At 63.3% G+C, this 26,261-nt stretch carries 19 protein-coding genes; 7 read left to right on the top strand and 12 right to left on the bottom strand.

Going from position 1 to position 26,261, the window contains the following annotated elements; genetic code table 11:
* Positions 1–62: 62 nt before the first annotated feature.
* On the top strand, positions 63–710 hold the full coding sequence (locus tag GTP45_RS25820) for an Npun_F0296 family exosortase-dependent surface protein (RefSeq protein WP_161016696.1): 648 nt from the start codon (positions 63–65) through the stop codon (positions 708–710).
* Between the two features lie 65 nt (positions 711–775).
* On the opposite strand, the gene GTP45_RS25815 is transcribed toward GTP45_RS25820, so the two are convergent.
* Entirely contained in the window at positions 776–1,018 is a 243-nt protein-coding gene (locus GTP45_RS25815; RefSeq protein ID WP_161016695.1) for a hypothetical protein, read from the bottom strand.
* Positions 1,019–1,235: 217 nt separating this feature from the next.
* Here GTP45_RS25815 and GTP45_RS25810 point away from each other — a divergent pair, with 217 nt between their 5' ends.
* Entirely contained in the window at positions 1,236–1,628 is a 393-nt protein-coding gene (locus tag GTP45_RS25810; RefSeq protein WP_161016694.1) for a hypothetical protein, read from the top strand.
* Between the two features lie 4 nt (positions 1,629–1,632).
* Here GTP45_RS25810 and GTP45_RS25805 read toward each other — a convergent pair whose 3' ends face one another.
* Entirely contained in the window at positions 1,633–4,686 is a 3,054-nt protein-coding gene (locus GTP45_RS25805) for a CHASE domain-containing protein (RefSeq protein ID WP_161016693.1), read from the bottom strand.
* Positions 4,687–5,394 (bottom strand): 7-cyano-7-deazaguanine synthase QueC, encoded by a 708-nt coding sequence (gene queC / locus GTP45_RS25800; protein ID WP_161016692.1) that lies wholly within the window; start codon positions 5,392–5,394, stop codon positions 4,687–4,689. It lies immediately after the preceding gene.
* A 179-nt stretch (positions 5,395–5,573) separates the two neighbouring features.
* On the opposite strand from queC, the gene GTP45_RS25795 reads away from it, so the two are divergent.
* On the top strand, positions 5,574–7,337 hold the full coding sequence (locus GTP45_RS25795) for an autotransporter assembly complex protein TamA (protein ID WP_229258662.1): 1,764 nt from the start codon (positions 5,574–5,576) through the stop codon (positions 7,335–7,337).
* A complete protein-coding gene (locus tag GTP45_RS25790) occupies positions 7,337–11,740 on the top strand; it encodes a translocation/assembly module TamB domain-containing protein (RefSeq protein WP_161016690.1) in 4,404 nt (1,467 codons plus the stop codon). Before GTP45_RS25795 ends, GTP45_RS25790 begins: the two co-directional genes overlap by 1 nt.
* Before the next feature lie 203 nt (positions 11,741–11,943).
* On the opposite strand, the gene GTP45_RS25785 is transcribed toward GTP45_RS25790, so the two are convergent.
* Positions 11,944–14,400: a S9 family peptidase gene (locus tag GTP45_RS25785; protein WP_161016689.1), complete on the bottom strand. Its 2,457-nt coding sequence runs from the start codon at positions 14,398–14,400 to the stop codon at positions 11,944–11,946.
* 122 nt (positions 14,401–14,522) lie between these two features.
* On the opposite strand from GTP45_RS25785, the gene GTP45_RS25780 reads away from it, so the two are divergent.
* On the top strand, positions 14,523–15,050 hold the full coding sequence (locus GTP45_RS25780; RefSeq protein ID WP_229258644.1) for a CcdC protein domain-containing protein: 528 nt from the start codon (positions 14,523–14,525) through the stop codon (positions 15,048–15,050).
* 45 nt (positions 15,051–15,095) lie between these two features.
* Positions 15,096–15,590 carry a hypothetical protein gene (locus GTP45_RS25775; RefSeq protein WP_161016687.1) on the top strand — a complete coding sequence of 165 codons (495 nt, stop codon included), beginning with the start codon at positions 15,096–15,098 and terminating at the stop codon, positions 15,588–15,590.
* A gap of 8 nt (positions 15,591–15,598) precedes the next feature.
* On the opposite strand, the gene GTP45_RS25770 is transcribed toward GTP45_RS25775, so the two are convergent.
* The 5 genes from GTP45_RS25770 to GTP45_RS25750 form a co-directional block, all read right to left on the bottom strand.
* On the bottom strand, positions 15,599–18,436 hold the full coding sequence (locus GTP45_RS25770) for an ATP-binding protein (protein ID WP_161016686.1): 2,838 nt from the start codon (positions 18,434–18,436) through the stop codon (positions 15,599–15,601).
* 3 nt (positions 18,437–18,439) lie between these two features.
* Positions 18,440–19,207 (bottom strand): hypothetical protein, encoded by a 768-nt coding sequence (locus GTP45_RS25765; protein WP_161016685.1) that lies wholly within the window; start codon positions 19,205–19,207, stop codon positions 18,440–18,442.
* Positions 19,200–20,561 carry a hypothetical protein gene (locus GTP45_RS25760; RefSeq protein WP_161016684.1) on the bottom strand — a complete coding sequence of 454 codons (1,362 nt, stop codon included), beginning with the start codon at positions 20,559–20,561 and terminating at the stop codon, positions 19,200–19,202. Before GTP45_RS25760 ends, GTP45_RS25765 begins: the two co-directional genes overlap by 8 nt.
* A gap of 84 nt (positions 20,562–20,645) precedes the next feature.
* Complete coding sequence (locus tag GTP45_RS25755; RefSeq protein ID WP_161016683.1) at positions 20,646–21,383, bottom strand: DUF3108 domain-containing protein; 738 nt, start codon at positions 21,381–21,383, stop codon at positions 20,646–20,648.
* The gene (locus tag GTP45_RS25750; RefSeq protein ID WP_161016682.1) at positions 21,380–22,540 is read right to left on the bottom strand and encodes a DUF3108 domain-containing protein; all 1,161 of its coding nucleotides are present in this window, start codon (positions 22,538–22,540) and stop codon (positions 21,380–21,382) included. Before GTP45_RS25750 ends, GTP45_RS25755 begins: the two co-directional genes overlap by 4 nt.
* 120 nt (positions 22,541–22,660) lie before the next feature.
* Here GTP45_RS25750 and GTP45_RS25745 point away from each other — a divergent pair, with 120 nt between their 5' ends.
* Positions 22,661–23,410, top strand: a complete 750-nt coding sequence (locus GTP45_RS25745; RefSeq protein ID WP_229258643.1) for a PhaM family polyhydroxyalkanoate granule multifunctional regulatory protein — start codon at positions 22,661–22,663, stop codon at positions 23,408–23,410.
* 6 nt (positions 23,411–23,416) lie between these two features.
* On the opposite strand, the gene GTP45_RS25740 is transcribed toward GTP45_RS25745, so the two are convergent.
* From GTP45_RS25740 to GTP45_RS25730, 3 genes are all read right to left on the bottom strand, one after another.
* A complete protein-coding gene (locus tag GTP45_RS25740) occupies positions 23,417–23,632 on the bottom strand; it encodes a hypothetical protein (protein ID WP_161016681.1) in 216 nt (71 codons plus the stop codon).
* 134 nt (positions 23,633–23,766) lie between these two features.
* Complete coding sequence (locus GTP45_RS25735) at positions 23,767–25,506, bottom strand: tetratricopeptide repeat-containing response regulator (protein WP_229258642.1); 1,740 nt, start codon at positions 25,504–25,506, stop codon at positions 23,767–23,769.
* Positions 25,503–26,228, bottom strand: coding sequence for a sensor histidine kinase (locus GTP45_RS25730; RefSeq protein WP_161016680.1), 726 nt, complete (start codon positions 26,226–26,228; stop codon positions 25,503–25,505). The genes GTP45_RS25735 and GTP45_RS25730 overlap by 4 nt, the downstream gene beginning before the upstream one ends.
* Positions 26,229–26,261: the final 33 nt, after the last annotated feature.

Raw genomic sequence — 26,261 nt, 5'->3', positions numbered from 1 at the left:
TCGGACACTTCTATTATTAATTTGGAATTACCAATTCCCATGTGAAAAATAGAGGAGCGTTCATGACCATCGCAAAAATCTTACTGGGCTTGGGGCTGTCTGCCGCCGCCCTTGGCGCCAATGCCGCTGTCGTCAGCTACGACGCCACCAGCGGCCCGTACTCATCCAATCCCGGCCCGGGCCTCGTCACCAACACCTTTGACGGCATGGTGCTGCCGAGCGGCTTTGCCGACTATGGCAGCAACCTGGCCGTGCTGATTGCCCATCCGGGCGACGGCAGCTACGCGGCCCAGCCGCCCAACGATCCCACCGACTTCTTCTCGGTTGGTACCACCCACGGCCAGTTGTCATCGGCCAGCGTCAACTTTGGCGGCTACGGCGTGAGCTACTTCGGTTTCTACATGGGCTCGCCGGACAACTACAACACCGTCACCCTGTACAGCGGCAATACCGTGTTGCTGACGCTGGACGGCGGGCAAATGGCAGCCGCCGCCAGCATGATGGGCGACGGCAACCAAGGTAACGGTTTCTACATGAACTTCACCAGCAGCATTGGCATCACCAAGGTGACCTTCGCCAGCAGCCAGGACGCGTTCGAGTCGGACAACCACTCCTACATCGCGGCCGTGCCGGAACCAGAAACCTACGCCATGATGCTGGCCGGCCTCGGCCTCGTCGGCGCACTGGCCCGCCGCCGCAAGCAGTCCTAAGCACGCTGTCCCCAGCGCAAACGCCCGCAACGCATGCGGGCTTTTCTTTTGGCGCTAAGACAACCTCAGCAGGTCATGCAAGGTGGCCGCTCGGTAATGGGCGGCTTCAGCGGCGTGATGCGCGGATCGATGGCCGGCTCCGGCGTCTGGTAGCTGAACGGCGTGATGATGATAGGCGGTATGGTGGGGGGCGCCGATGGCGGGCCTTTCGGGCCTCCGCCGGACAAGCGCTGGGCGCTGCGCTGGCGCCTCGTACGTTTGCATACCGAGGGGATCGATTGCCCCTCGCTCATTGCTAGCCAAGCCATGTTAATGCCCTCCAATCGCAAGTGAGATTATCAGTTTAGACCACCATGACTTTAAATCAAGGTGCAATCGGTCAACTCCTGCGGCTCGTCGCCGCCCACCTGCGTTCCATCCTTCAAATCTGCCGGTCTGTCGCAATCCGATGGTTGGCGCGGCCGTGCTTCGCTACAGTTCAACCATGCCAAACGGCATCAACTACATAAGGAATCGGGGAACGCCATGAACACCACCGCTAAAAAACTGATCTTCGCCGCCGTGATCTTCCTGCTGGCCATTGCTGCATGGCAGTCGGTGTTTGGCGACGGCATGTCCGTCAACATCGACGGCGATGAAATTGACGGCCCGCTGGGCGCCATCCTGGCAATGACGTTCGGCGGCGCGGGGATGCTGCTGGCCGGCGTGATCATGGTGTGCGTGGCGATCTTCCTGTGCGTGCTGTTCGCCAGCCTCGGCATCCTGGCCGTGTTCGGTGTGGCGCTGGCCGCCGTGGTGGCGGTGGCGGCGGTCTCGCCCCTGCTGCTGCCGCTGCTGATCCCGATCGGCCTGTACTGGATCTTCGTCAGCCGCCCGCGCAAGCAACGCCAGCAAGCCACGCTGCAACAACCAGTCTGAAGTTTCAACCGGAAGCGGCCGGGGCGGGGAGCCCCGGCCGATCCGCCTCGATGTCCATCAATTCCACCCGGTTGCGCCCGCCACGCTTGGCGCAGTACAAAGCCTGATCGGCACGGATCAGGGCCGGGTCGCCACCGGGCGCCTTGCCGCCCATCGCCGCAATCCCGATGCTGACCGTGATGTCCAGTGCCATGCCGTCATCGAGCTGCATCGGCGTCTGCTCCACCCGCTGGCGCAGGCGCTCGGCAAATACCGCCGCCGCATCCAGATCGGTACCCGGCAGCAGGATTGCAAACTCCTCGCCGCCAATGCGGCCCAGCATATCGATCTTGCGCTGGCACTCGCGCATCAAGTCGGCCAGCTGGCGCAGCACCGCGTCGCCGGCCGCGTGACCGTGTTCGTCGTTGATGCGCTTGAAGTGATCGATGTCCAGCAGCAGCACCGCCGCGCAGGCGCCGATGTCGCGCTGCAAGCGGCCCTCTTCTTCCTGCAAGCGGCCCATGAACTCGCGCCGGTTCGGCAAGCCGGTGAGGAAGTCGGTCGTGGCCAGCACGCGCAGCTCGTCGTCCATGCGGCGGCGCTCGGTGATGTCGAGCGTGGAGACGATTACAAAGTCCAGGCTATGCGTATGCCCCGGCATCACCAGCAAGGTCAGTTCATTGAGACGCGCCACGCCGTCCAGCCGCTCGAAGCTGCCCTCGCAGGCGAAGAAGTGCTGGCCCTGCGCCAGCGCCGTCACCGCGCGCGCAAAATTAGGCATGGCGGCAGCATCGAAGTTTTGCGCCAGCGTCAATTCCTTCAGGTCTTTACGGCCCGGCGGCGCGGCCACCTGCTCCAGCGCTGCCGCGTTGACGTCCATGATGCGCACCAGCGAAGCGAGTCGCCGCAGCTGGCTAGGATTGGCTTGCAAGTACGCGGCCAAATCATCGATGCCGGACAATTCAAATTCCGCCAAGGCGCTGCGCACCGCCGACCAGTCCTGCTCCCACAGCGCCACCGGCGCGTGGTCGTACAGGCTGCGGAAGCGCGCCTCGCCGGCCCGCAGCGCCACGGCGGCCTGCGCCTGCTCGATCGCGATGCCGGCCAGCCGCGCGCCCTGCTCGATCAAGGCGCTGTTGGCAATGCTCGGCAAGCGCGCTTCGCGGTGATAGATGGCGAAGGTGCCCAGCACCGTGCCGTTGGCGCTAAAAATAGGATCAGACCAGCACGACCCGAGCCGCGCCTGCACGGCCAGGTCGCGATACTCCGCCCATGACGGCGCGCTGCGGATGTCTTCCACAATCACGCGGCTGCGCGTCAGCACCGACTGTCCGCACGCGCCCAAGCCGCTGTGAATCGACTTGCCATGCACCGCCGCGTTGAAGAAAGCCGGCAGGCTGGGCGCCGCGCCCACCAGCAGATGCTCGCCCTGCTCGTCGAGCAGCAGGATGCTGCACAACATATCCTCGTTGTCGGCTTCCACGCCGGCCACCACGCTTTCCAGAATGGTTTGCAGCGGTGCGCCGGTCGCCAGCAGTTCCAGCACGTGGCGGCGGGTTTGCTCGCGCTGCTCGACGCGGGTGCGCTCGGTGATGTCGCGGAACGACCAGATGCGCGCCGGCTCGCTGCCCAGCTGCAGGCCGCGCGTGTGCTTCTCGATCACGCGGCCGTCCTTCAATTGCAGCACCTCGTGCTCCTCTTGCAGCGGCGTGCCGCGCTGCACGCCGGGCAGCGTCAGTTGCGCCGGCTGGTCCAGCCGCAAGCCGCATTCGGGATGGCGCAGCTGCGCGCACATATGCGCCATCAGCACCGCGCCGTCGCTTTGCCAGTCCAGGTATTCCGGCACATTCCACAGCTCGCGGAAGCGGCGGTTGGAATTCAGCACCGTGCCTTTCAGGTTATCGACCAAAATCCCGTCGATGGTGGAGTCCAGAATGCTGCGCAACACCGCCTGGCTGCGCTGCGCGCTGTCGGCCAATACCATCAGCGTCGATTGGCCCTCCTTCAATTCCTCCGCCAGCGCGCGGCTACGCTCCAGGCCTTCGCGCGCGCGCACCCGGCCGCGCGCCAGCAGCCACGTAAGCCACGCCAGCAATACGCTCAGCGCCACGCCGAAGCCGCCCGTCAGCTGCGCCTTGTCGTAGCGCGCCGTCGCCGGCGCCGGCAGCATCGCGATGCGCAGCGTCCAGCGATGGCTGGCGATGCTGATCTGCTGGCGCGTGGCGCGCAGCTGGTCGCCGGCGTTGGGCGCGCTGTCATACATCAGCGCCTCCGGCATGATGGCGTCGCCGTCGTAGATTTCCACATCCAGCGCAGCAGCGCGCGGGCCGCCCAGCCCCGCCATCAGATCACCGACGCGGAATGGCGCATACACCCAGCCATTGATGGCGGCGCGGCGCGCGGCCAGCGTATTGGTCGGCTGCGGATGGTTATACACCGGCAGCACCACCAGGAAGCCTGCCTGCGCCGGCACGCCGGCTTCCTGCACCAGCCGGATCTTGCCGCTCATGGCAGGCAGGCCGGAATCGCGCGCCTGTTCCAGCGCGGCGCGGCGGCGCGGTTCCGAGGCCGCATCAAAACCAAAGGCCTGACGGTTATTTTCGTTGAACGGTTCGAGATAGACGATGGGCGCATGCCACTCGCGCTCACTGGCGGGGAACACGCGGTAGCCTGGATAGCCGCTGCGCCGCACGATCGCTTCATGCGCCTCGATCTGGCGCGGCCCCACCAGCTGCATGTAGCCGACGCCGTGCAAACCGGGGAAGTGGTGGTTCAGGTCTTGGCCGGCGAGATAGGTTTGGAACTCGTCGCGGTCTACATGCTGCGAGCTGGCGAACAAGCCCTGTACGCCGTACAGCACCTGCACGTAGGTCTGCATGCGCTGATCGAGATTGTTGACCAGCTCCCGCACGCGGCCGTCGAAATCGGCCTGCGCGTCTTGTTCGGCATCGGTGCTGGCACTGTGCCACAGCGCCGCCGTCACACCCAAGCATCCCGTCAGCACCAGTGCCGGCAGGATCACTGGCGACAGCAGATCCTGCAGCAAGCGGCGCAGCCGTGCCTGGGTGTCGGTGGGCATTTACACCTCGGTGCCCACGAACTGATGATAGCCGCGGGCGCGCAATGCGCAGGCCGGGCAGGTGCCGCAGCCATAACCCCAGTCGTGCAGCGCACCGCGCTCGCCGAGGTAGCAGGTGTGGGTGCCGTCGCGGATCAGATCCACCAGGCGCTGGCCGCCCAGTTCCTGCGCCAGTTCCCAGGTCTGCTTTTTATCGCGCCACATCAGCGGCGTTTCGAGCTTGATGCGGGTGTCCATGCCGAGATTGAGCGCCACTTGCAGCGCCTTCATGGTGTCGTCGCGGCAGTCCGGGTAACCGGAGAAGTCGGTCTCGCACATGCCGCCCACCAGCACCGTCAGGCCGCGGCGATACGCCACCGTGGCGGCCACCGTCATGAACAGCAGATTGCGGCCGGGGACAAAGGTGTTGGGCAGGCCGTTGGCCTGGGTTTCGATGGCGATATCGTGGGTCATCGCGGTTTGCGAAATGGCCGAGATCAGCGACAGGTCGATCATGTGATCTTCGCCCAGCTTGGCGTTCCACTCAGCCGAGTGTTCGCGCAGGCTTTGCAGCAGTTGCGGACGCACCGTCAGTTCGACGGCGTGGCGTTGGCCGTAGTCGAAACCGATGGTTTCAACGCGCGCGTAATTTTTCAGCGCCCAGGCCAGGCAGGTGGTGGAGTCTTGACCTCCGCTAAACAGGACGAGGGCGGAATCGGTAGGCAGCATAGTTTTTCCAGATGATGCAATATTATTAGTACGCCATCTTTTGGGGCGATCCGGTAACATACTCACTAGCGTACACCTTATGGAGTCTCATGTTACCGGCACCGCCAGCAAAAAAATGGGCAGGATCACGAATTTTGGCACAAGTTGTGACAAAAGTATCCGGCGGCCTTGTTGCGGCCATGCTGGCCGTATCGGCGCAAGCGGCGGAAGGGTTCAAATACGAGGTGCATATCGACGCGCCGCGCGAGGTGCGCGAACTGCTCGAGCATAACCTCGACCTGGTGCGCTTTCGCGGCAATGACCGGATCGACCGCGAACAGCTGCAAAGGCTGGTGCGGGTGGCGCCGGAGCAGATCCGCACGCTGGTGGCGACCGATGGCTACTACTCGCCGGTTGTAAGCGCGCGCGTCGACCGCGAATCCGGCACGCCGGTGGTACGAGTGAAGGTGGAGCCGGGCGAGCCTGTGCGGGTTGGCGAGATCGATTTAACCCTGCAAGGCTTTGCGCCCAATCCTGATCAGCCGGCCGACAAGCAATTCGACACCACCGCGCTGAAGGCCGGATGGTCGCTGAAAAAAGGCGCGGTGTTCCGGCAGGAGGACTGGGAAAGCGCCAAGCGCGCGATTCTGCGCTCGGTGGTGCAGACGCGCTATCCGCGCGCGCAACTGGTGGAGAGCCAGGCCACGGTCGACCCGGAGGCGCATCTCGCCAACCTGCGGGTGGTGATCGACAGCGGCCCGGAAATGCGTTTCGGTGAGCTGCGCATCGAGGGTTTGAAGCGCTACCCTGCTTCGGTGGTCAGCAATCTGAATCAAATCCATCCGGGCGATTATTACAGCGAGGCGGCGCTGCAATCGTATCAATCGCGCTTGCAGGACACCGGCTACTTCGCCAGCGTGGAAGTCAGCGGCGACATGAGCGCGATTCTCAACGAGCAGCTGGATGCGGCGGCGATGACGCCGGAGCAGAATGCAGCCGCCGTCATGGCGCCGCTGCCGCTGCTGGTGCGCGTGGTGGAGAACAAGCGCAAGAACGTCAGCGCCGGTGTCGGTTATTCGACCAACACCGGTAACCGCGCTTCGCTGACTTATGACGATTTGTCGGTATTCGGCCTGCGCATGAAAAGCGCGCTGACGCTGGAAACCAAGAAGCAAACCGCCAACACCAATTTCTATTTCCCGGTAACGCCGGAAGGCTATAACGACAGCATCGGCGCCTCATTTGAGCGCAGCGATATTTCGGGCGAGGTGACCAGCGTGGCCAGCCTCGCTGCCAAGCGCGCGTGGGGCACGCCGCTGCTGGAACGTAATCTGACGCTGGAACTGCTGACCGAAACCAAGACGGTGGGCGGCGTGCCGTCCAGCCAGAGTAAGAGCTTGCCGCTGACCTACGGCGTCACGTGGCGCAAGCTGGATAACCTGCTGTTCCCGACCAAGGGCTATGCCTTGAACGCGCAGCTGGGCGGCGCGTTGCTGCCGCTGCTGACCGACGAAGCATTTGTGCGCGGCTATCTGCGCGGCGTGGCGTATCTGCCGCTGGGTTCCAAGTCGAATGCGATTTTCCGTGGCGAGGTTGGTGCGCTGGCGTCGCGCGATAAGAGCGGCGTGCCGGCGGTGTACTTGTTCCGCGCTGGTGGCGATCAATCGGTGCGCGGCTATGCGTACCAGGAGCTGGGCGTGCCGGTCAACGGCGCGACCACCGGCGGACGCTATCTGGCGACGGCCAGCGCAGAGTATCAGTACTGGTTCAAGCCGGCGTACGGCGTGGCGGTGTTTTACGATGCCGGTAACGCGGGCGATACGGTAAACGCTTTGCATCCGAAATCGGGCTACGGCGTCGGTGGCCGCTGGAAGAGTCCCGTCGGGCCGATCAATGTCGATGTCGCGTATGGACATGCTGTTCAAAAATATCGTTTGCACTTCTCGCTGGGATTCACTTTCTGATGGCTGATCAAGACGACAAACCAGTTGTGCCAGTCCGGCGTTGGCCGCGGCGTGTGGCGATCGGCTTTGCGCTGCTGGCCGCGCTGTTGTTGGGCGCATTCTGGCTGCTGGGACGCGAGTCGACCTTGCAGCAGCTGGTGCAGCGGATTTCCAATGCCAGTGGCGGGCAGATTACGGTCAGCGGCGTCAGTGGCTCGCTGTATCACCGCATGCACATCGATAAGCTGGTGTATCGCAGCGAAGGCACGGTGGTGACGGCGGAGCAGATTGATATCAACTGGTCGCCGCTGCAGTATTTTTCGGATGGGCTGACGATTAGCGAGCTGCATGCGCGCAGCTTGCTGGTGCAGAGTATCGGGCCGTCTACGCCGTCGAAGATGCCTGACTCGCTGGCCTCGCCGATCAAGCTCAGTATCTCCGATGGGCGGCTCGATAAACTGACGCTGGCCAGCGAGACTGGCAGCGATGTGATCGAGCGTTTGCGCTTCAAGCTGGATGGCGACCGCACGGCGTGGCGCGTGCAGGAAGCGTCGGCGCATACCGCGTTTGGCGATATCAAGGCCGACGCTTCCATCGCCGGCGCAAAACCGTTCGCGCTGCAAGGCAAGGCGACGCTGGTGTACGGCGCACCCGACGCAACTGCTGCGGGTGGTGCGCGGCTGGCGGTGCAGGCTAGCGGCGATCTGGCGCTGCTGACGTTAAAAGCGCAAGGCGCATCGCATGGCGCGAATGGCGAGGCCGTGGTGGCGTTGGCGCCATTTGATCCGATCATCTTGCGCACCATCGACCTGACTGGCCGCGACCTTAATCCCGCCGGCTTTGACGCCAGCTGGCCGCAGGCTAAGTTCGGCCTCAAGCTCTCCGCCGCCATCGCGAAAGACCAAAAACTCTCCGGCCAATTCTCGCTGCTCAACCAAGGCAAGGCTGCGCCGCTGGATCGCGACGGCCTGCCGGTGCAAGCCTTCAGCGGCCGCCTGGATGGCACGCTTACCGTCTCCCTGCTGGACAACGTTTTGCTCGATCTTGGCCCAGCCGGCAAATTCACCGGCGGCGGCAAAGTCCAGCGCAGCGGCCCGGAAGCCGGCATCGATGCCGCCACCTTCAAGCTGCACACCGACCGTGTCGATTTAAAGAACCTCCACACCAGCATCAACAAAACCGCTATCGCCGGCGACATCATCCTCACCAGCACGCCGAAGAAGCAGGAACTCAGCGCCGCGCTAGCCGACAAGGGCCTGCGCCTCGACCTGAAAGCCACGCTGGCCGACGCCATGCTGCAACTGCATCAAGCGCGCCTGCAAGCGAAGAAAGGCAGCATCAGCGCCACCGGCCAGCTGGCACTCAAAGACAAGCAAGCCTTCAGCGCCAAACTCACCGCCGATCATTTCGACCCGTCCGCACTGGGCACCGGCTATCCGATTGCGGACTTGAATGCAGACGTCAACGCCAACGGCGCGCTGGCGCCAGCGTGGCAAGTGTCCGCAGGCTTCCAGGTCAAGGCCAGCAAGTTGATGGGCCAAGCATTAACCGGCAACGGCAAGCTGAATGCAGACGCAAAGCACATCAGCGGCGTGGACGCGCATCTGTTGCTGGCGCAGAACGCTGTGGACGTCAGCGGCAGTTTCGGCGCACCGGGCGAACAGTTGCGCTGGAAGATCGATGCACGCCAGTTGTCGGCAGTGAGCAGCGATTTGCTCGGTGCGATTACGGCTAGCGGCGTGGTCACCGGCAGCATGGACGCACCGCGCAGCAGCTTTGAGGCCGACGCTAAAGGCTTGGGCTTTGCTTCCGCCAAGCGGCCTTCCGATAGCTTGATTCACGCGGGCGGCGATGTGGTCGTGGTCAAAGGCACGCCGGAGTTGAAGATGAACGGCAGCGTGCAGCGTTTGAATCCGGCGTCGTTTGGCGCGGCGCAGGCGGGATCGGTGAATGCGGTCTTCAGCGCGGATGCGCACTTGGCCAGCGATTGGCGCGCAGGCGTGAATCTGACCCTGCAGCCGTCGACGTTTGCCAATGCGCCGTTGTCGGGCTATGCCAAGCTGATGGCGGCCAAGGGCAGCGTGAGCGGCGCAGATGTAGACTTGCATCTGGCGTCCAATAGCTTGCAGGCCAAAGGCAGCTTTGGCAGCGCGCTCGATAAGCTGGAGTGGAAGCTCGACGCGCCGCAGCTTGGCGCGCTCGGGCCGCAGTTCGGCGGCGCGCTGCACGCCAACGGCACAGTATCCGGCACCAGCGCCCGCCCCGCCCTCGCGCTCACCCTCAACGGCGCCAACCTGCGCGCCCCCGGCCAGCAAGAAATCGGCACCATCAAAGGCAGCGCAACGCTCGGCAATACGATTGCGATGGCGAATACTGGAACCGCCGATGTGCCGCTGGTCAGTGATGTGGAGATCACGCGCTACGTGTCGCCCGCCATCTCGCTCGACAAGCTGCGCTTGCAGACCAGCGGCACCCGCTCGGCGCACGTGATTCAACTGAGTGCCGCCAACCCGGATTTCGACGCCGCGCTGCGCGTCAAGGGCAGCTGGGCCGACGACACCTGGACAGGCGCGATCGACACGCTGCAAAACCGTGGCCGCTTCGCCCTCACTCTCGCCGCGCCAGCGCCGCTCAAACTCGTCGCACCGAACGACACTGGCGTCGCCGGCCTGCTCAAGCCCGAGCAAATCGCGCTGGGCAACGCCACCATCAACCTGCCCGCCGGCTCGATCCGCATCGATTACCTCGAAAAGAACGCCGCCACATGGCGCAGCAAGGGCCAAGCCGCCGGCGTGCCAGTCAACTACCTCGCCCAGCTCTCAGACGCATGGCGCGACAACGTCCGCAGCACCATGACCATCGGCGCCGACTGGGGCCTGAACCTGCAAGCGGCCACCCGCACGCTGGCCGGCAGCGTCCACGTGTTCCGCGAACAGGGCGACCTCACCATCACCGGCGCAGACCTGCCGCAAGCGCTCGGCCTGAAAACGCTGGATGCCCGTGCCGACGTCACCGACGGCACGCTGCGCGTCCAACTCAATGTCGACGGCACCCGCGCCGGCCAAGCGAAACTCGATGGCAGCGCCCAGTTGCAAGAAGGCCGCCTCGCCGACAACAGCAGCTTCACCCTGAACGGCAGCGCCAATATGGGCTCCCTCGCCTGGCTGGCGCCACTGGCCGGCCAGCCGGGCCTCGAAATCGACGGCACGCTGAAGATGGCCATCGCCGGCAACGGCACCATCTCCGCGCCACAACTGAGCGGCGATATCAGCGGCGACAAGTTGAGCATCAACTGGCTCGATCAAGGCATCAAGCTGCGCAACGGCCAACTGCAAGCCCACCTCACCGGCGACCAGCTGCAATTGCAAAAACTGGCCTTCGACGGCGCCGAAGGCCGCGCCCTCGCCGATGGCTGGATACGCTATGCCAATAACGAAACCACGATGCAACTCAAGCTGAGCGCCGACAAGCTGGAAATACTGTCGCGCCCTGATCGCATCCTCACCATCAGCGGCACCACCAGCCTGACGCGCGACGCCAGGCACTTCCAGCTGGACGGCAAACTGCGCGCCGACCGCGCCAACATCGAACTGGCCGGCGCCGATACGCCAACGCTAAGCGACGACGTGGTCATCCTCGGCAAAGGCAAAGCGCCAGTCAAAGCAGCACAAGGCATGCCGCTGAATATCGACCTCGAAGCGGATCTCGGCAACAACTTCAAACTCAAAGGCAAAGGCCTCGAAGCTGAACTGGCAGGCACGCTGCGCATCCGCGTGGCCGACCGCCGCCCGCCGCGCGTCAACGGCAGCATCCGTGTGGTGAGCGGAACGTATGCGGCCTACGGACAAAAGCTGGCGATCGATCGCGGCGTGATTAACTTCACCGGCGCATACGACAATCCGGGCCTGAATATTCTCGCCGTGCGCCGCCGCCCGGAAGGCGAAGCGCTGAGCGAAACCAACGTGGAAGCCGGCGTGGAAGTACGCGGCACCGCCCTGGCGCCGCAAGCCAAGCTAGTGTCCACACCGACCGTCTCGGACAGCGACAAGCTGGCGTGGCTGGTGCTCGGCCACGGCATCGACAACACGGCGGGTAACGATATGGCCCTGCTCAGCACCGCAGCAGGCGCGCTGTTTGGCGGCGCAGGCCAAGGCAAGCTGGCCAACGCCCTGGGCGTGGATGAATTGGGAGTAGGCCAGGCAGCAGGCACCGCCACCGCAGGCGCGGCCACCGGTTTGCAGAACACGGTGGTCACCGTCGGCAAGCGCTTGTCGTCGCGCGCTTACCTGAGCTTTGAACAAGGCGCGAGTACCGCCACCAGTTTGGTCAAGCTCAAATACAAACTGAACCCACGCATTACGCTGCAATTCCAGACCGGCACCAACAATGCGCTGGACATACTCTACACGTGGGCGTTTGATTAGTTAACTTGGATTGTGATCCGGGACAGGATCATCCTGCGGCGCCGGGTGCGGTGCATTCGGCGGCGCAGGATCATCCACAGGGACGGGATCGGGGGCGCGGTGGAATAATTTCATGATCGTCTCCTTGGGGGCGCGGACATGGCTTCATTCTACCCCGAGGCTCCGCTCATGGGTCAGACCCCTGCGGGGTCTGGCCCTTTGGCCTAGGGTTGGGCGTGTTTCACGTATTTCTCCAGCCATGCGTTGGTCTCGTACAGCATGTGCATGATGGATTCGCGCGCGCGATAGGCGTGCGATTCGTTCGGCAGCATCACCAGCCGCGCCGTGCCACCCAAGCCTTTAATCGCCTGGAACATGCGCTCGCTCTGCAATGGGAAGGTGCCGGAGTTGCTATCCTCCGCGCCGTGTATCAGCAGCATGGCGTCCTTGATCTTGTCGGCGTTATTGAACGGCGACATCGCCTGATACACCTCCGGCGCCTGCCAGTATGGCCGCTCCTCGGACTGAAAACCAAACGGCGTCAAAGTACGGTTGTACGCTCCGCTGCGCGCAATCCCGGCGCGGAACAAGCGCGTATGCGCCAGCAGATTCCCGGTCATGAATGCGCCATACGAATGCCCGCCAATTGCAATGCGATGGCGATCCGCCACGCCGCGCCGCACCACCTCCTCCACCGCCGCCTCGGCCGACGCCACCAGCTGCGGCAAGTAAGTATCGTTAGGCTCATCGTCGCCGCTGCCGACAATCGGGAACGACGGGTTATCCAGCACCGCATAGCCCATCGCCAAAAACACCGCCGGCCCCCAATAGCTGACCGAATTAAAACGATACGGCGAACCGGTAGTCTGGCTGGCCGCACCAGCAGATTTGAACTCCTGCGGATAGGCCCACATCAGCATCGGCAGCGGCCCATCGCGCGCCGCGTCGTAACCCGGCGGCAGCATCAGCGTCGCCGTCAACTCCACGCCATCGTTGCGGGAGTAGCGAATCTGCTCCTTGAACACGTCCTTTAGCTGCGGCGTCGGATGCGGGTAATTGGTCAGCGCCGTCAACTGCTCGTTTTCCGGCTTGGTCAAATCACGCAAGTAGTAATTGGGCCGTTCGGTCGGAGACTCGCGCGTGGTGAGCAGCAGCGTGCCGTCATCATTCAGCACCGCCGCCACGTTTTCAAAATACGGCGCGGCGCTTTGGAACAGGCGTTCCTTGTGCCTGGTGGTCAAGCTCAGACGGTCGATAAAGGGGCGGTCGCCTTCCGGCGTCGCACCGGCACCGTCCAGCAGCAACGTGGTACCGGGGCCGATCAGCAAACGCGGGAAGCCGTTGGCGTCCGCGCGCATCACCGGCGAACCGGGGCTGCTGTAGCGATCCTCGTAGGAACCGGCATAAATCAATTCCGGCGGCGTCGATAGATGGCCGGGCTGTATCATCCACTGCTTGTAATCGCGCGTCTTGTGCCAACGTTCGTTGATCAGCGCCACATCATCACGGCCCCACGCAATACCGGCATAGCGCATCGTCAGGCGCGCCAGCACGCGCGGCGGTTCGCGGAACGGCGCGGCATGCAGCAGCACCAGGTCGCGGATGCCGTCGATCACCTCGCGCACTGGATCGCCACCGTCCTGCGCCTCGGCCCACACCAGCGAAGCCGGGGCATCGGCGCGCCACGACACATGGCGCACGCCTTCCGACACCGCATCATTCCCCGGCGGCAGGCCTTCTTCCAGCGGCAGATCGGCCACCGTGTGCACCACGTCGCCGTGCATATCGCGCACTTCCAGGCGCTCGCCGAAACTCGACGCCGGCACGATGTAGGAATACGGCCGCGTGATGCTCTGCGTGAGCAGATACTCGCCGCTCGGCGCGATCGAGGTGCGCGAGAACTGCCCCGGCGCGCCGACCAGCCGCGTCTTGCCGTGCAAGTCCACAATCGCCATCTGCACCGTGATGTAGTACTCGAACAGGCGCGCGTCTTCCTCGTTCTTCAGCAGGTCTTGATAGGTGCGCAGCTGGCGCACATGGCCGTCCGAGGTACTGTCCTGCTCTATCGGCCCGGATGGAATGCCGCTAGCCACCGGCGGCTTGCCGATGCCCGCAGGCCGCCAATGCACCAGCAAGCCGCTGCTATCGGGCAGCCAGTTAAAGCCGCGCGTCAGCACCGCCGACAGGGGCTGCGGCGACAGCTTGCGCGCCTTGCGTTCTGCGATATCGAGCACCCACAACTCCACCGCACCGCGTTCGCCCTGCAGCGCCACGTGCGAGAAAGCGAGGTAGCGCTGATCGGGCGACCAGCTCAAATCCGCCAGGCGCAAGCCGCGCGGTAAACCACGGATGCGGCTCTCCTTGCGCGTGCCCACGTCCAGCAAGGACAAGTCCGTGCCAAACGAAAAACGCGAGGAAGAACAGGTGCGCGGATTGATGCGCAAGCCGGCCAGCTTCAATTCCGGCTGCGCCACTTCGGCGATGCCGGGCAGCGGCGGCGTTTGCACCACGGCGACGATGTTACGTTGAGGGCTCAAGCTCAGTGCCGGCGCGCGCGCCGCATCAACGATGGCTTGCAAGGCGGCCGGCGGCAGGCGATATCCGCCCTGCTGGGCGCCGGCTTGCGGCGAGGCGGCCATCAGGCCTAAATTCAGAGGCAGCACAGATAAAGGTTTGTTCATGGAGATCCTTTCGGTCCAGAAGCGAAGGCTGCTGCGGTTCAGTTTGCTCATGCTAACCGTGATTGTCAATCAGTGCCGTACAATCACGGTTTTAAGCTTTCGCATTCGGACAGATTATGGAAATGACCACACTCGTACTGTTGCTGCTCGTGCCCCTGGCCGTTTGGCGCATTTATTCGCGACTGAAAGTCGTCCTGGGCCGCACCAAGTCCGAACTGTGGCGCCACTATGCCACGCTGGCGGTGATGGTGGTGATGGTGCTGGCCGTGGCGGTACAAATCCTCGGCAACTGGGTGGCGCTGGCGGCGCTGCTGGCCGGCGTGGTGGTGGGCGCGCTGCTCGGCCAGCGCAGCATGAAGTTGAGCCGGCTTGAGAATCGTCCCGACGGTTTTTTCTACACGCAGAACCGCAAGCTTGGCCTGCTGGTCATCATGCTGTTCATCAGCCGCCTGATCTACCGCTTGTTCGAGGCTTACCTGCACATGCACAACGGCCTGCCGCTCGATCCTGACTTCCTTGGCAATCCGATTTCGTCCTGGCTGTTTGGTCTCCTGGGCGGTTTCTACGGCGTGTATTCGTGGCTGCTGATACAGTGGCGCCGTACGCAAAAACCCGTACCGCGCCCGATTGACATTTTCGACATTAAGTAAAATCGCGGTGCTATCATGGCCACACGTAGCCATTGATAGCACGCTATGAATACGTCAATTTACGATAAGACCAATAAAGGCCGGGAGGAGATCGCGACGCGCAAGTACCAGCTTGCGTCGCGCTTGCGCGCCTTGCTGGTGTTGGTGGACGGCCACAGGACTGAGGACGAACTGCTGCGCAATGTGGCAGGACTGGGCCTGACGGAGAGCGCGCTGCAGGAATTGCTGGCGGAGGATTACATCTTGCTGGCGACCAGTTACGTGTCGCTGCCGGAGCCCGAACCGGAACCTGAAACTGCCGTCCTGCCAACCGTGGATCAAGTCCAACAATTCCGCTCGGTTTACGACTTCTACAACAAGACCATCAAAAGCACCATAGGCCTGCGCGGTTTCACCTTGCAACTGAGAGTCGAAAAAGCCGGCTCGGTGGACGAACTGCGCCAGCTGCGCGATCCCTACGTGGAGGCAGTGCAAAAAGCAAAGGGCCGCGATACCGCGGCCCTCCTCGCCCAACAATTGGATCAGCTGCTGGCCAACTAATTGGCTGATTAAGCTGCGGCCTTTTCCTTCTCTTCCTGCTTGCGGCGCTGCAGCACGAAGATCGGCTGCGCCCATTCCGTGTCCTTCTTCTTTTTGCTCGTGATGAGCGTCAGCTCGGAAGGATCGTAGACGTCGGTGTTGTGAGTCAGCGGCGTCGTCATCAGGTACTGCGCATCGGTGTTCTTCAGGAACTCGCCAACCAGCTGGATGTTACGGATATCCAGGTGGGCAAACGGTTCATCGATGAACACGAAGCCGCCGGAACCATCTTCCGACTTCAGCAAACCAATCAGCAGCACCAGCGATTTCATCACCTGCTGGCCGCCCGACGCTTCACCGTCGTTCATGCCGATCACGCCCTTGCCGTCGAACTTGAAGCGCACGTGCAGGCCGGCTTGCGCCAGCTGCACATCGTCGTTCTCCAGTCGCACCGGATCCGCGCTCACCTCGATGCCGGCCAGCTGGCCCAGCTCCTTGATGTTGGCGGCGTAGGTCTTGATGGTGTAGCGCAAACGCTCCATGTAGGCGCCGCGTGCATTGCCGGTCGCTTCGATGGCGCGGTTGTTCTGGTAGCGGCGCTCTTCGGTTTCCGACTGGCGCGCGTGCAGCTGGTCGTTCAGGCGCTGGTACTGGTCGATCACGGTGGCATCCAGCTCCCAGTCGCTGCGCGCGAGGCTCGCTTCCAGGCTGTGGACGCGCAGCGTCACCTGGTGCGCGTTCTGGTGTTCTTTCACCAGCGCGGCGCGGCGCGCAGGACGGCGCCAGCCTTGCGGCAGGTGACGCCAGCTCTTACGCAATGCCAGCAAGGCCTTGGCGTGATCGCTGCGCTGCTCCAGTTGCCGCTTGTGATTCATGCGCATACCGGCTTCCGCTTCCGACAATGCGAAGCGCGCGTTCTGCCACGTGGTGTCGGCGCGGGTGCGCGTGACCACGGCGGTCTTGATCAGGTTTTGCAGTTCGCCCAGGCGCGCACCAACCTCGGTACGCTCGGTGCGCAGCGGTACGGCGTTGCGCGCGGCTTCGTCGAATTCCTCTGCGCGTGCCGCCAGTTCCTTGGCGGCGTCGACACCGGCCAGGCGGGTTTTCAGCGAGCTGATTTCAGTCGCCAGCTTGGATACTTGCAGCGTCAGTTGATCTTCCTGCGCTTCCAGCGCCGGCAGCGATTTTTGAATTGCTTCCGCGCGCTGCGTGCGGCCTGCGGAACCGAAGCGGTAGCGCGAGGCTTCCACAAACAGCGAGCGGCCGCCGCGGCGTTCGCGGTGGTAGGCTTCCGGCGTAATCCATTCTTCGTGGCTACCCAGCTTGGCGCCTTGATCCACGCTGTCCACGCGGGTGATGCGCGACAGCTGCTCCACCAGCCATGCCGGCACCTTGGCCGAGAACTTCACCACCGACATCAGGGTGTCGTCCTTGGTCGACGGCGCGTTCACCAGATCCGGCACGATGAAGTGGCGATAGCGCTCCTTCTCCGCCAAACGGTAAGCAGCAGCGGCGTCGGACGATTTATCCAGCAGCACCACGGAGGCATAGCCGGACAGCACGCCTTCCACGGCGCCCTGCCATTTCGGATCGGTGACTTCGACCACGTCCGACAGCATCATGTGGCCGATGCCGGCGTCGTTCAGCACCTTGCGCATGGCGCGCTGCGCTTCCGGTTCCGGCATCGCGGTCTTGCCTTGCAGCGCCGAGATGGTCGACAACTCGCTGGCGATTTTCGACGCGATGGCGTCGCGCGCGGTGCGCTGGCGCGCCAGTTCGATTTCTTTTTCTTGCAGCGTCTTCGCCACTTCGGCCAGATCCGAACCGGAGTCCGAGGCCAGCTTCTCCAGGCGCGCCTTTTGTTCCAGCAGGCTTTCCAGCGGCTTCAGTTTGCCGTTGATGTGCGTCAGGCGGGTTTGCAGCGAGGTCGATTCCTGCTCCAGCACGGTCTCGTGGCTTTGCGCGTCCGACAGCGCCTTGGCTTGTGCAGCCAGCATGGCGCGCTTGTCGGCCAGTTGCGCGTCGGCCTGCATCAGCGGCTTGCGCGCTTCGCGCAGCTGGCGACTGAGGTTGGCGTGTTTCTCGCGCGCTTCGTGGTACTCCAGCGACGGCAGCACTTCCTCTTGCAGGTTGCGGCGTTCCTTGTTCAGGTCTTCCCACTGGTGGTAGTTGGCCACGCGCAGGCGCAGGCCTTCCAGGTTGGTCTTGGAGGCTTCCAGTTCCGCTTCAAAGCGTTTCAGTTCGGTCTCGGTGTCGCGCTGGTGGCGCTTCGCTTCGTCGTACGCATCTAGCACTTCCTTGTCGCCGAACACCTGGAACACCAGATCCAGCAACTGGCGCGGCGCGTATTCGCACAGCTTGTCGGTTTCGCCCTGCTCAAGCGCCAGCACTTTGGCCATGGCCGGCGACAGGCCGGCATTGGCCAGGCGCTTGCGATAGTTTTCCACGCCCAGCCAGTCGTTGCCGGCTTCACCGATTTCCTCGATCTGCACATTACCGGGACGCATAAGGTACTGGCGCTTCCAGTCGCCGCCGTTCTTTTGAATCTGGCAGAACAGCGTCACCTCGTCTTCCGCGAAGAAGCCGGAGCTGCGGAACGGACGGTTGGACAGCTGACGTCCCATCGGCTTGTTATCGACCACGGCGCGCAGCCAAGCGGTTTGCTGGCCGCTGTGGCGCGCGTAGTGTTTATAGGTGCGGCCCATCGAGCAATCGAGACCGAACAGCGTGCGCAGCGCGTCCAGCAAGGTGGTCTTGCCGGAGCCGTTCTGGCCCGCGATGGTGATGATCTTGGCGTCCAGCGGGATGTTCTTGATGCGTTGCCAGTAATCCCAGTGGACTAGTTCTAGCGATTTAATATGAAACATGGCTTAGTCCTTGGCTGGAGTGTCTTCGTCGATGACGATGGGGGCCGGTGGCGGCGCGTCGAAGGCAGGAAGGATTTCCTCTTCCGCTTCAACCGGCGTCTCCACTTCGATCGGCGGCTCGCTGCGCGGCACGGCGACGATTTGCGGCGGCGAACGTTTGAACACGTCGGCCAGCGCGCCGTTGACGATGCGCTCTTTCAGCAAGTCGGTATCCATCAGCAAGTCGAGCAGCGGGCCTTCAACGATCACGTCGCCGCGGCGCTCGATGAAACCAAGCTTGGACAAAATACCGAGGTTCATATCGAGACGGGTTTTCTTGCCCAGCTTATCGCCGAAGTCCGCCAGCAGCGCCTTGTAGGCGATGCCGATGGAAGTGTCTTCCGCGCGCGGCAGCGGCTTCTCGGTGCCGAACATATCGTTTTGGTTGTCCTCCGCGTGCTGGTGGGTCTCCTGGCGTTCGCGCTTGGGCAGAATGATCTGCGCCCACAGCACCACCAGCAAGGCCACGCCGTCGCGCGACAGGCCGAAGTTATTGTTTTGCCAGACGTCCTTGGCGCCGAACACTTTCGGTTCGATGGCGCGGTGCAGGGCCAGCGTCACGTGATCTGCATACACGTTGTCCAGCAGTTTCAGGCCGGTGGCCAGCAGGCGCGCGTCGACTTCGGCGCGGAACTGTTCGTCCGACAGCACGCGCTTTACGAGTTTGTCGTCGCGGCGCAGGGTTTGATGCGTGAGCAGGCGCGCGATCAGGATTTGGGAATCGTCATTCATCGGACTTGTCGCCTTCCGGGTTCAAAGACAGTGAGAGGGAGGCTAGGGACATCGCTGCGACCTCGAGGTCGGGCAGCTGAACCATTTCATCTTGCGGCGCAAACTTGACCGGCAAGCGCGCCAGTTCGGCGGTAGCGCCTTGCAGGCGCGCCTCGTCGGCGTCGCCCAGCAGCGGCAGCAGCGAAGCGCGGTACGAGGCCACGGCAAAGGTAGCCGGCAGCAGCGATTCGTGCGCCTGGATGGATTTCGGCGCTTCTTCCGCGATGCTCGGGAAATTCCCCAGCGCGGCGAAGTCGGACAGGCGCGCCAGCCAATCATCAAGCTCCTGCTGCATGGCAGGGCCTTCGCTGATGGTGGTTGGTGCATCGGTGCCGGCCGGCAGGCCGTTGGATACGATGGTGTTTACGCGGTCGGCCATTAATTCTGTTTCTGCTACGTCTATCATTTCTGCGGGCGTCATGAACAGCGGGACTACCGGCTGGTCGATGGCGTCCGTGGCCAGCGAGGCCAGGTCTTCGTGTTCCAGCAGCCAGCGCTTGATGTCCGTGGTGGACAGGCCGGACTGGCCAAGGTGCACGCGCTGGCGCTCAATCTGATTCAGCGCGCGCGAGAACATGCCCTGCATATTGAGCAGCGCAGATTGCGCGCGGCCGATGGCTTGCGCCGCCTTGTGCGTGGCGCTGTCGGCGTTTTCGTCGGTGGTGATGGCGCGCAGGATTTCCGAGCCCTTCTCCACCCAGTCGCACGCCATATGCCACTTGGCCTGGGAAGCGCGCAGGCGGAATTCGGAACCGGACGCAATCGCGTCGGAGAATTCTTCGGTCAATTCCACCAGTCGGCCCAGCAGGTGATTCAGCTGGTCGACCGTAACGCCGCCCATCACCTGGGCGCCGGCCACCTGCGACAGCAGGAAGCCCATTTCGGCGTTGTCGTCTTCTTCTTTGCCCAGTGCCAGCAGCGCGTCGATAGCCGACAGCACGTTGCGCGCCATCGGCGTGACGCGGTACACGGCTTGCTGCGCATCCCATGCCAGCAGCTGGTTGGAGCGCAGGCGCATCAGCACCGTCTCCAGCGATTCCGGCAGCAGGTACGCGAGGCGGGTGTTGATGTCGGCGCGGGTGAAACTGGTCGAGGAAGTGTCGCCGGCCAGCTCGCGCAGCACCAGCAGGCGTACCAGCACGCCGTCGAAACCGCCGTGGAACAGGGCCGTGAACACCTGCAGCAGCGGCTGCGCGCGCTTCAGGTGGTAGACCTGCTCGATCTCGTCGGCGGATATGTGCGGCTGGAAGTGGGCCTGCAGGCTGTCTTGTACCTGCGGATCCGGTGCGGCTTCACTAGTTATAGGTTCGATCATTCTTTGCCATTCTGTACTCCGCTAAAATTATAAAAAATGAAACAACTCGTCATTTTTTTGCGGGGGCGTCAGTATAGCAGGAGCCTACTTTTTCACGACTTTTTCCAGTGTCTGGTCGACGAAGTCGCCGTCGGTGTCGTTAAAGCGCACGCGCACCGGATACCAGTCCATGGACGGCGCCAGCCACAGGTCGACCTGCTGGCCCTTGGCGTCCGGCGGCGGCGCCTTGACCAGGTGGACGGCGCTGATCTGGCCCGAGCCGATATCGATATTCTCGGTCTTCTCGACCTTGAAGCTCCACGGCTCGGCGTCGCGGCGGCCGGCCACGAACAAATGCCACTCGCTGCCCGGCTTGAACTTGTCCGGCGCGGCGCGTGCGATGGCGGCCAGCTGCCACTGGGCGCTGCTGCGATCCTGCTCGCCCCCCAGGATCGGGTAGGTGACGTCGCTTTCGGTAAATGCAATGGTCTTGGCGTCGCGCTTGAAGGTGGTGGTGTACGGCTCCTTGCGGAGGCGCTTCTCGTGGAAGCTCACCGGCGCGAGGCCAAAATCATCGATCCCGCCTTCGCTGCGGTTTTCCACCACCTTGCCGAAGATGGCGGCGCGGCTCTCGGTGACGATGGAATATTTGCCATCGCCAGCGCGCCACTGCACCGTGGCCACGCCGTTCAGCGACAAGCCGCTTTGCTTGATTTTCAAGTTGTAGCTCAGGTCTGCCGATGGCGGCGGATTGGTGGCGCGCTTGGCGCTTGGATGTTCTTCGGCCGCATTTGCGGCAGCCGCTAACATGAAGGCGGCGCAAAGGGTAGTGAGTTTTTTCATTTGTCTGTCATCTTTATGTTGGAGACGGTCTGCGTCGTCAGCGCACCGTTGGCCTCCGTGTTGCGTATCTGGACAGGGAACCAATTCACGCCCGGCGCCAGCCAGATATCCAGCTTGGACGAGTAAGTGCCCGGCTTGGGCGGACGGCTCAAGTGCCATGTCACCAGCTTGCCCAGCTTCGTTTCAATTTCCTCCTCGCCCACCAGCTGGAAGCGGAAGATGGTGGCGTCCTTTTCCTCGCCGACCTGGATGTCGATATCGCCGCCGAACTGATTCAGGTCGGCGCGGCCGATGCCGCCCAGCTGGAACGGCACGGTCGCCTTGTCCTGCGCGCCCACCAGCAGCGGGAAGCTACGCTCGGACGCCGAGAAGCTGATGGTGCCGGCGTCGCGATTGAAATGGGTCGCGGTTTCGGCACGGCGCGCGCGCTTCTCGGTGACGGTGACCGGGGCGATGCCGTAGTCGTCGATCTCTCCCTCGCTGCGCAGTACCAGCAGGTTGATGCGCGTGACCAGCAGGCTCACGCCCGCTTCCACCGAGGCCTTGTAACGGCTACCGTCAGTATGCCACGTCATGGTCGCGGAGCCCGTCCACTTGGTGCCGTCGGCGTCGACGCGGTCGACCGTCATGTCGAAGGTGGCCGATGGCGGCAGGTTGACCTTGTAGCGGCGCAGGCCTTGCTTGGGCGCGGCGTCCGGCACGGCCACCGCCGGCGTCTCGCCTTGCGCCACGGCGGGCGGCGGCGTGCCGGTCTGCGCTTGCGCGGCGCCGGCTTGTTCAGCGCCTGGCTGCACGCCGGCCAGCGCGGCGCCGGCTTCCGCCGCGATTTCCGACGTTACCGCTGCTGTCGCGGCCATGGCACCACTGCCCGCATCCGGCGCGGCCACCGGCTCCACCACCGGCTTGGCCTTGGCCGCCGGTCTGCGCGGCGCGGCCGCCAATGGCGCTACCTCGGCCAGCGGCGTGCTATCTACCCGCTTCGGCAAGGCTAGTCTGAGCTGCGCCGTCATCAGCGATGGCGGCAGCTCCGACGGCCGGTGCGTCTGCGCGCTCAAGCGCCCACCCACCCAGTCAATGGCGGCATAGTGCAGCGCCACGGTGGCGACACACAAAACCAGTACGCGCCGGTGCCGGGCAAGGGAGGAAGCAATCGTCATGGCCGCTAGTTTAAACGGGATCGGCAAGAACAGTGGGGCTGCCGCCGAAATGTTGTCAAAACCTTTTGAATGACAAACAAATATCTGCTACGCTAACCGCACATCCCACAGGAGAATTTCATGGCGCATAACCCAATGAACGACACGCTGGATTTCGTAAAAAACCTGTGGGGCAGCATGAGCGTGCCGGGCCTGACCGCCCCCACCCTGTCGGTGGAAGAACTGGACAAGAAAATCAACGACCTCAAAGCCGTTGAGAGCTGGCTCAATCTGAATATGAGCATGCTGCGCGGGAGCATACAGGCGCTGGAAGTCCAGCGCGGCACCATCGCCACCCTGAAATCGGTCGGCGCCAGCTTGGCCTCTGCGGTCAACACCGGCGTGAACGACAAGTCGATCTTCGACTCCAATCCATACGCCTCGGCCTTCTTCCACCACGCGCGCGAAGCCGACAAGGCGCAAACTGCACCGACGCCTACGCCGGCTCCAGCCGCCGCTGAAGCGGACGCCAAGGCCGCGCCGACGCCGACGCCGGAAGCGCCAAAGTCCGCCGGCCCAACACTGGGCGCAGGCGCGGGGCAGCCCAACGCCTGGTGGAACCTGCTGCAAGATCAATTCAAGCAAGCCGTATCGACCGCCATCGCGTCCGAAACGATGATGGCCGACGCCGCCGTCAAATTTGCCGCTGCCGCTGCGGGCGCCGGTACGCCGCCGGCCGCCGCCAAGCCTACCTCGGCGCCTGCTGCTTCAGCATCGGCCGCGGCGCCAGACAAAGCGCCGGCAGCTGTCAAGAAGCCTGCCGCGAAAAAACCGGCAGCGAAAAAAGCCGCCGTCAAGCCGGTTGCGAAACCGGCTGCGGATAAACCGTAACGGGAATTACGCCAGCCGCTGAATGCGGATGGCGTCGATCAAGCCATCGGCCTGACGCTGCACTTTCTCGATATCGATTAAGCCCTCTTCTTCAAGCAGCTTGGCGCTATCGTGCGCGGCTTGAAAACTATCGAGGGTATCGCCCCTTGCAGCGACTGGGCGTATCCACGCCACGCTGCCGACCTTCATTTTTTTGTACACTTCTTTTGCCAGATCGCGCATATTTTTGTGCCCTTAATTTGCCCTCAATATTGACAGCGAATCAAGCGCAGACCGGGCTGCGCTCAGCCCAGTGTAATCATTTGGCGGAACTGAAACAAGCACGCTGTTGCGCGGCGCGGACGCTTGGCCGCCACTCAGGCGCCGCTCCAGCGGGTCGATTCCGGCACCGGGCCATTGGCCGCTTCGTACTCGCTGGCAGCGGCTGCGGCCACCACGCCGGACACCGGCGCCAAGAGCGCCAACTGCTCCATCAGCTGGGCAAAACGCTGCTGGCCTGGCGCGATGGCGTCGACGTGCATCAGCACGCCGATGGCCTCGTCGGCCAGCCCGCGCTGGTAGCCGTTTTCCTGCAAATGGGAGATCAGGATTTGCGCCGAATTGAAGAGCACACGCATGTTGTGCGGAAGCTGCTTGCGCGCCCCGCGCATCCATTCGACCGCCTCGGTGAGTTTACCGGTCTTCCACAGCAGCACGCCTTTGTTCATCAGGTCTGCCGCTTCCTGGCGCGCGGATTTAATGAGCTCCTGCCCTTCGTCGGCCATGCGCGCCTTGTCGAAGATTTTCTGCACGTCGTCCAGCAGCGGCGCGTTGTCGTGGTTATTGCGGGTGACGTAGCACAGCAGGTTGACCGGCGCTTCTTTCACGCCGACGGCAAACAGCAGGGTCGCCATATCGAGACAGGTTTCGGTATCGGGTCGCTGGCGGTTTTCGTCGGCCAGCATCACTTCCAGTTCGTCGCCGGATTTGCGCGCGCGGCGGAAGTCGCCGCTCTCGTGGTAGACCAAGCCTTCGGTGATCTTGGCGCGCAGCGTGACCTGGTCGCCGCCGAATTGGTGAACCGCCGCGTTGAGCAGGCGGATCGCTTCCTTGGTGTCGTTCTTTTGGCCGCATACACGGGCCAAGCCCAGATACGCGTCCACCGTTTTACGCACCGAGAACTCGCCGATCTCAATGCACTTGCGGAAGGCCTTCTCCGCCACCGGGATATTCCCCAGCTTGAGCGCCGTGGTGCCGAGCGCGCGCTGGCGCGGCACCGAGTTGGGCGACAGCTTGGCGGCTTTTTGCAGCACGTCGAACGCTTCTTCGGTTTTGCCTTGCTGCTGGAACGATTCGGCCAGCTGGTCGAAGGCGTCGATATAGAAGCGGTTATCGGTGATCACGGCCTGGAACATCATGCGCGCCGCATCGGCATCGCCGTTCGCCATGCGGATTTTACCGAGGCCGCAGCGCGCCCAGTTGTACTCGCGCTCTTGCAGCACTTGCTCGTAGACGGCGCCCGCCTGATCAGGGTCGCCGCTCTTGAGCAGCAGCGTGGCGCGCATGCGGTGCAGGTCGATGGCGTGCAGCGGGTGGTGGGCGATTTGTTCTTCGCACAGGCGCGCTGCGCGCAAGTAGTCCTTGTCCGCAAAGGCCTGGTCGATTTCGCGGAAGATCTGCTTCTTCAGCCAGACGCGGTTCAGGCGCGTGAGCAGCACACCCTCGGTAATCGGCTTGATGATGTAAGCGTCCGGCTGGTGCTCGGCCGCGCCCATCACCGATTCCACGCTCTTTTCGGCGGAGACCATCAGCCATACGCTAGATGGCAGCATCAGGTTGCGGATGCGCGCTTCTTCCAGCACTTGCTGGCCGTTCTTGCCGTCGCCCAGGTTGTAATCGCACAGCACCACGTCGTAGCGGGTTTTCGACAGCAGCACCATGGCCTCGCCGCCGCTGGAGGCCTGGTCGATATGCTTGGCGCCGAGGTTGCGCAGCGACTCGCGCAGCAATTGGCGGATGCCGACGAAATCGTCGATGATCAGATAGCGCTTTTCCGCCCAGTCGATGCCGCTTTCGGCAGGATTCGAGGTGGTGGTCATGATGTCGCTCATCGTCATGGCAGCCGCAGAACGAAGCAGCCGCCGCCCAGCGTTCCGCCGTTTTCCAGCGCGATGCTGCCGCTGCGCTGGCGGTGCTTGTGCATCTTGGCGACTTCGCTGGAGAAGTACAGGCCCAAGCCGCTGCTGTTGCTGAGGAAGTCGATGCGCGCGCGTTGAGGATCCATGGCGCTGACGCCCGCTTCCAGCATGCTGGCGGGGAAGCCGCTGCCGTTGTCTTCCACGCGCAGTTCCAGGAAGTCGCCGTCGATACTGATGGCAAGGCGCACGCGGTCGCGCGTGTAGCGGATGGCGTTGTTGATGGCGTGGACGAGTACACCGATCACCAGGTCTTCATCCAGCGTCCAGATGGCGTGCTGCGGATATTCGACATCGAGCGTGATGCCGCGCGATTGCAGCAGCATGTGGGCTTGGCCGCAGACCTGCTCCACCAGTTCGCGCACGCTGCGCGGAGCGGGATCGAACGGGTAGCCGGGTTTGCCGACGTCCTTGTACAGGGCCAGTAGCTGGATCAGGTTATCGTTCAGGCGCTTGGTCTGGTACAGCATGTGCGCCATTTGCCCATATTCGGGAGCGCTATTGGATGGATGGGCGGCGAGCAGGTTCTCCAGCGTGCCACTGAGGACGCTGATCGAGTTTTTCATGTCGTGGACGGTGGACGCCAAAAACATGAACAGCTCCGGTGAGCCTTCGTGCTGCAGCGCTTCTTCTTGGTCATCCATTGCGGTGATTCTCCACGGACGGCGCGGGATGGT

The sequence above is a fragment of the Duganella rivi genome (genome assembly GCF_009857435.1).
In the GTDB taxonomy this organism is placed as follows: Bacteria; Pseudomonadota; Gammaproteobacteria; order Burkholderiales; family Burkholderiaceae_D; genus Rugamonas; species Rugamonas rivi.
Note: the sequence above shows the minus strand (reverse complement) of the source record. Positions and strands in the feature narration are given on the sequence as shown.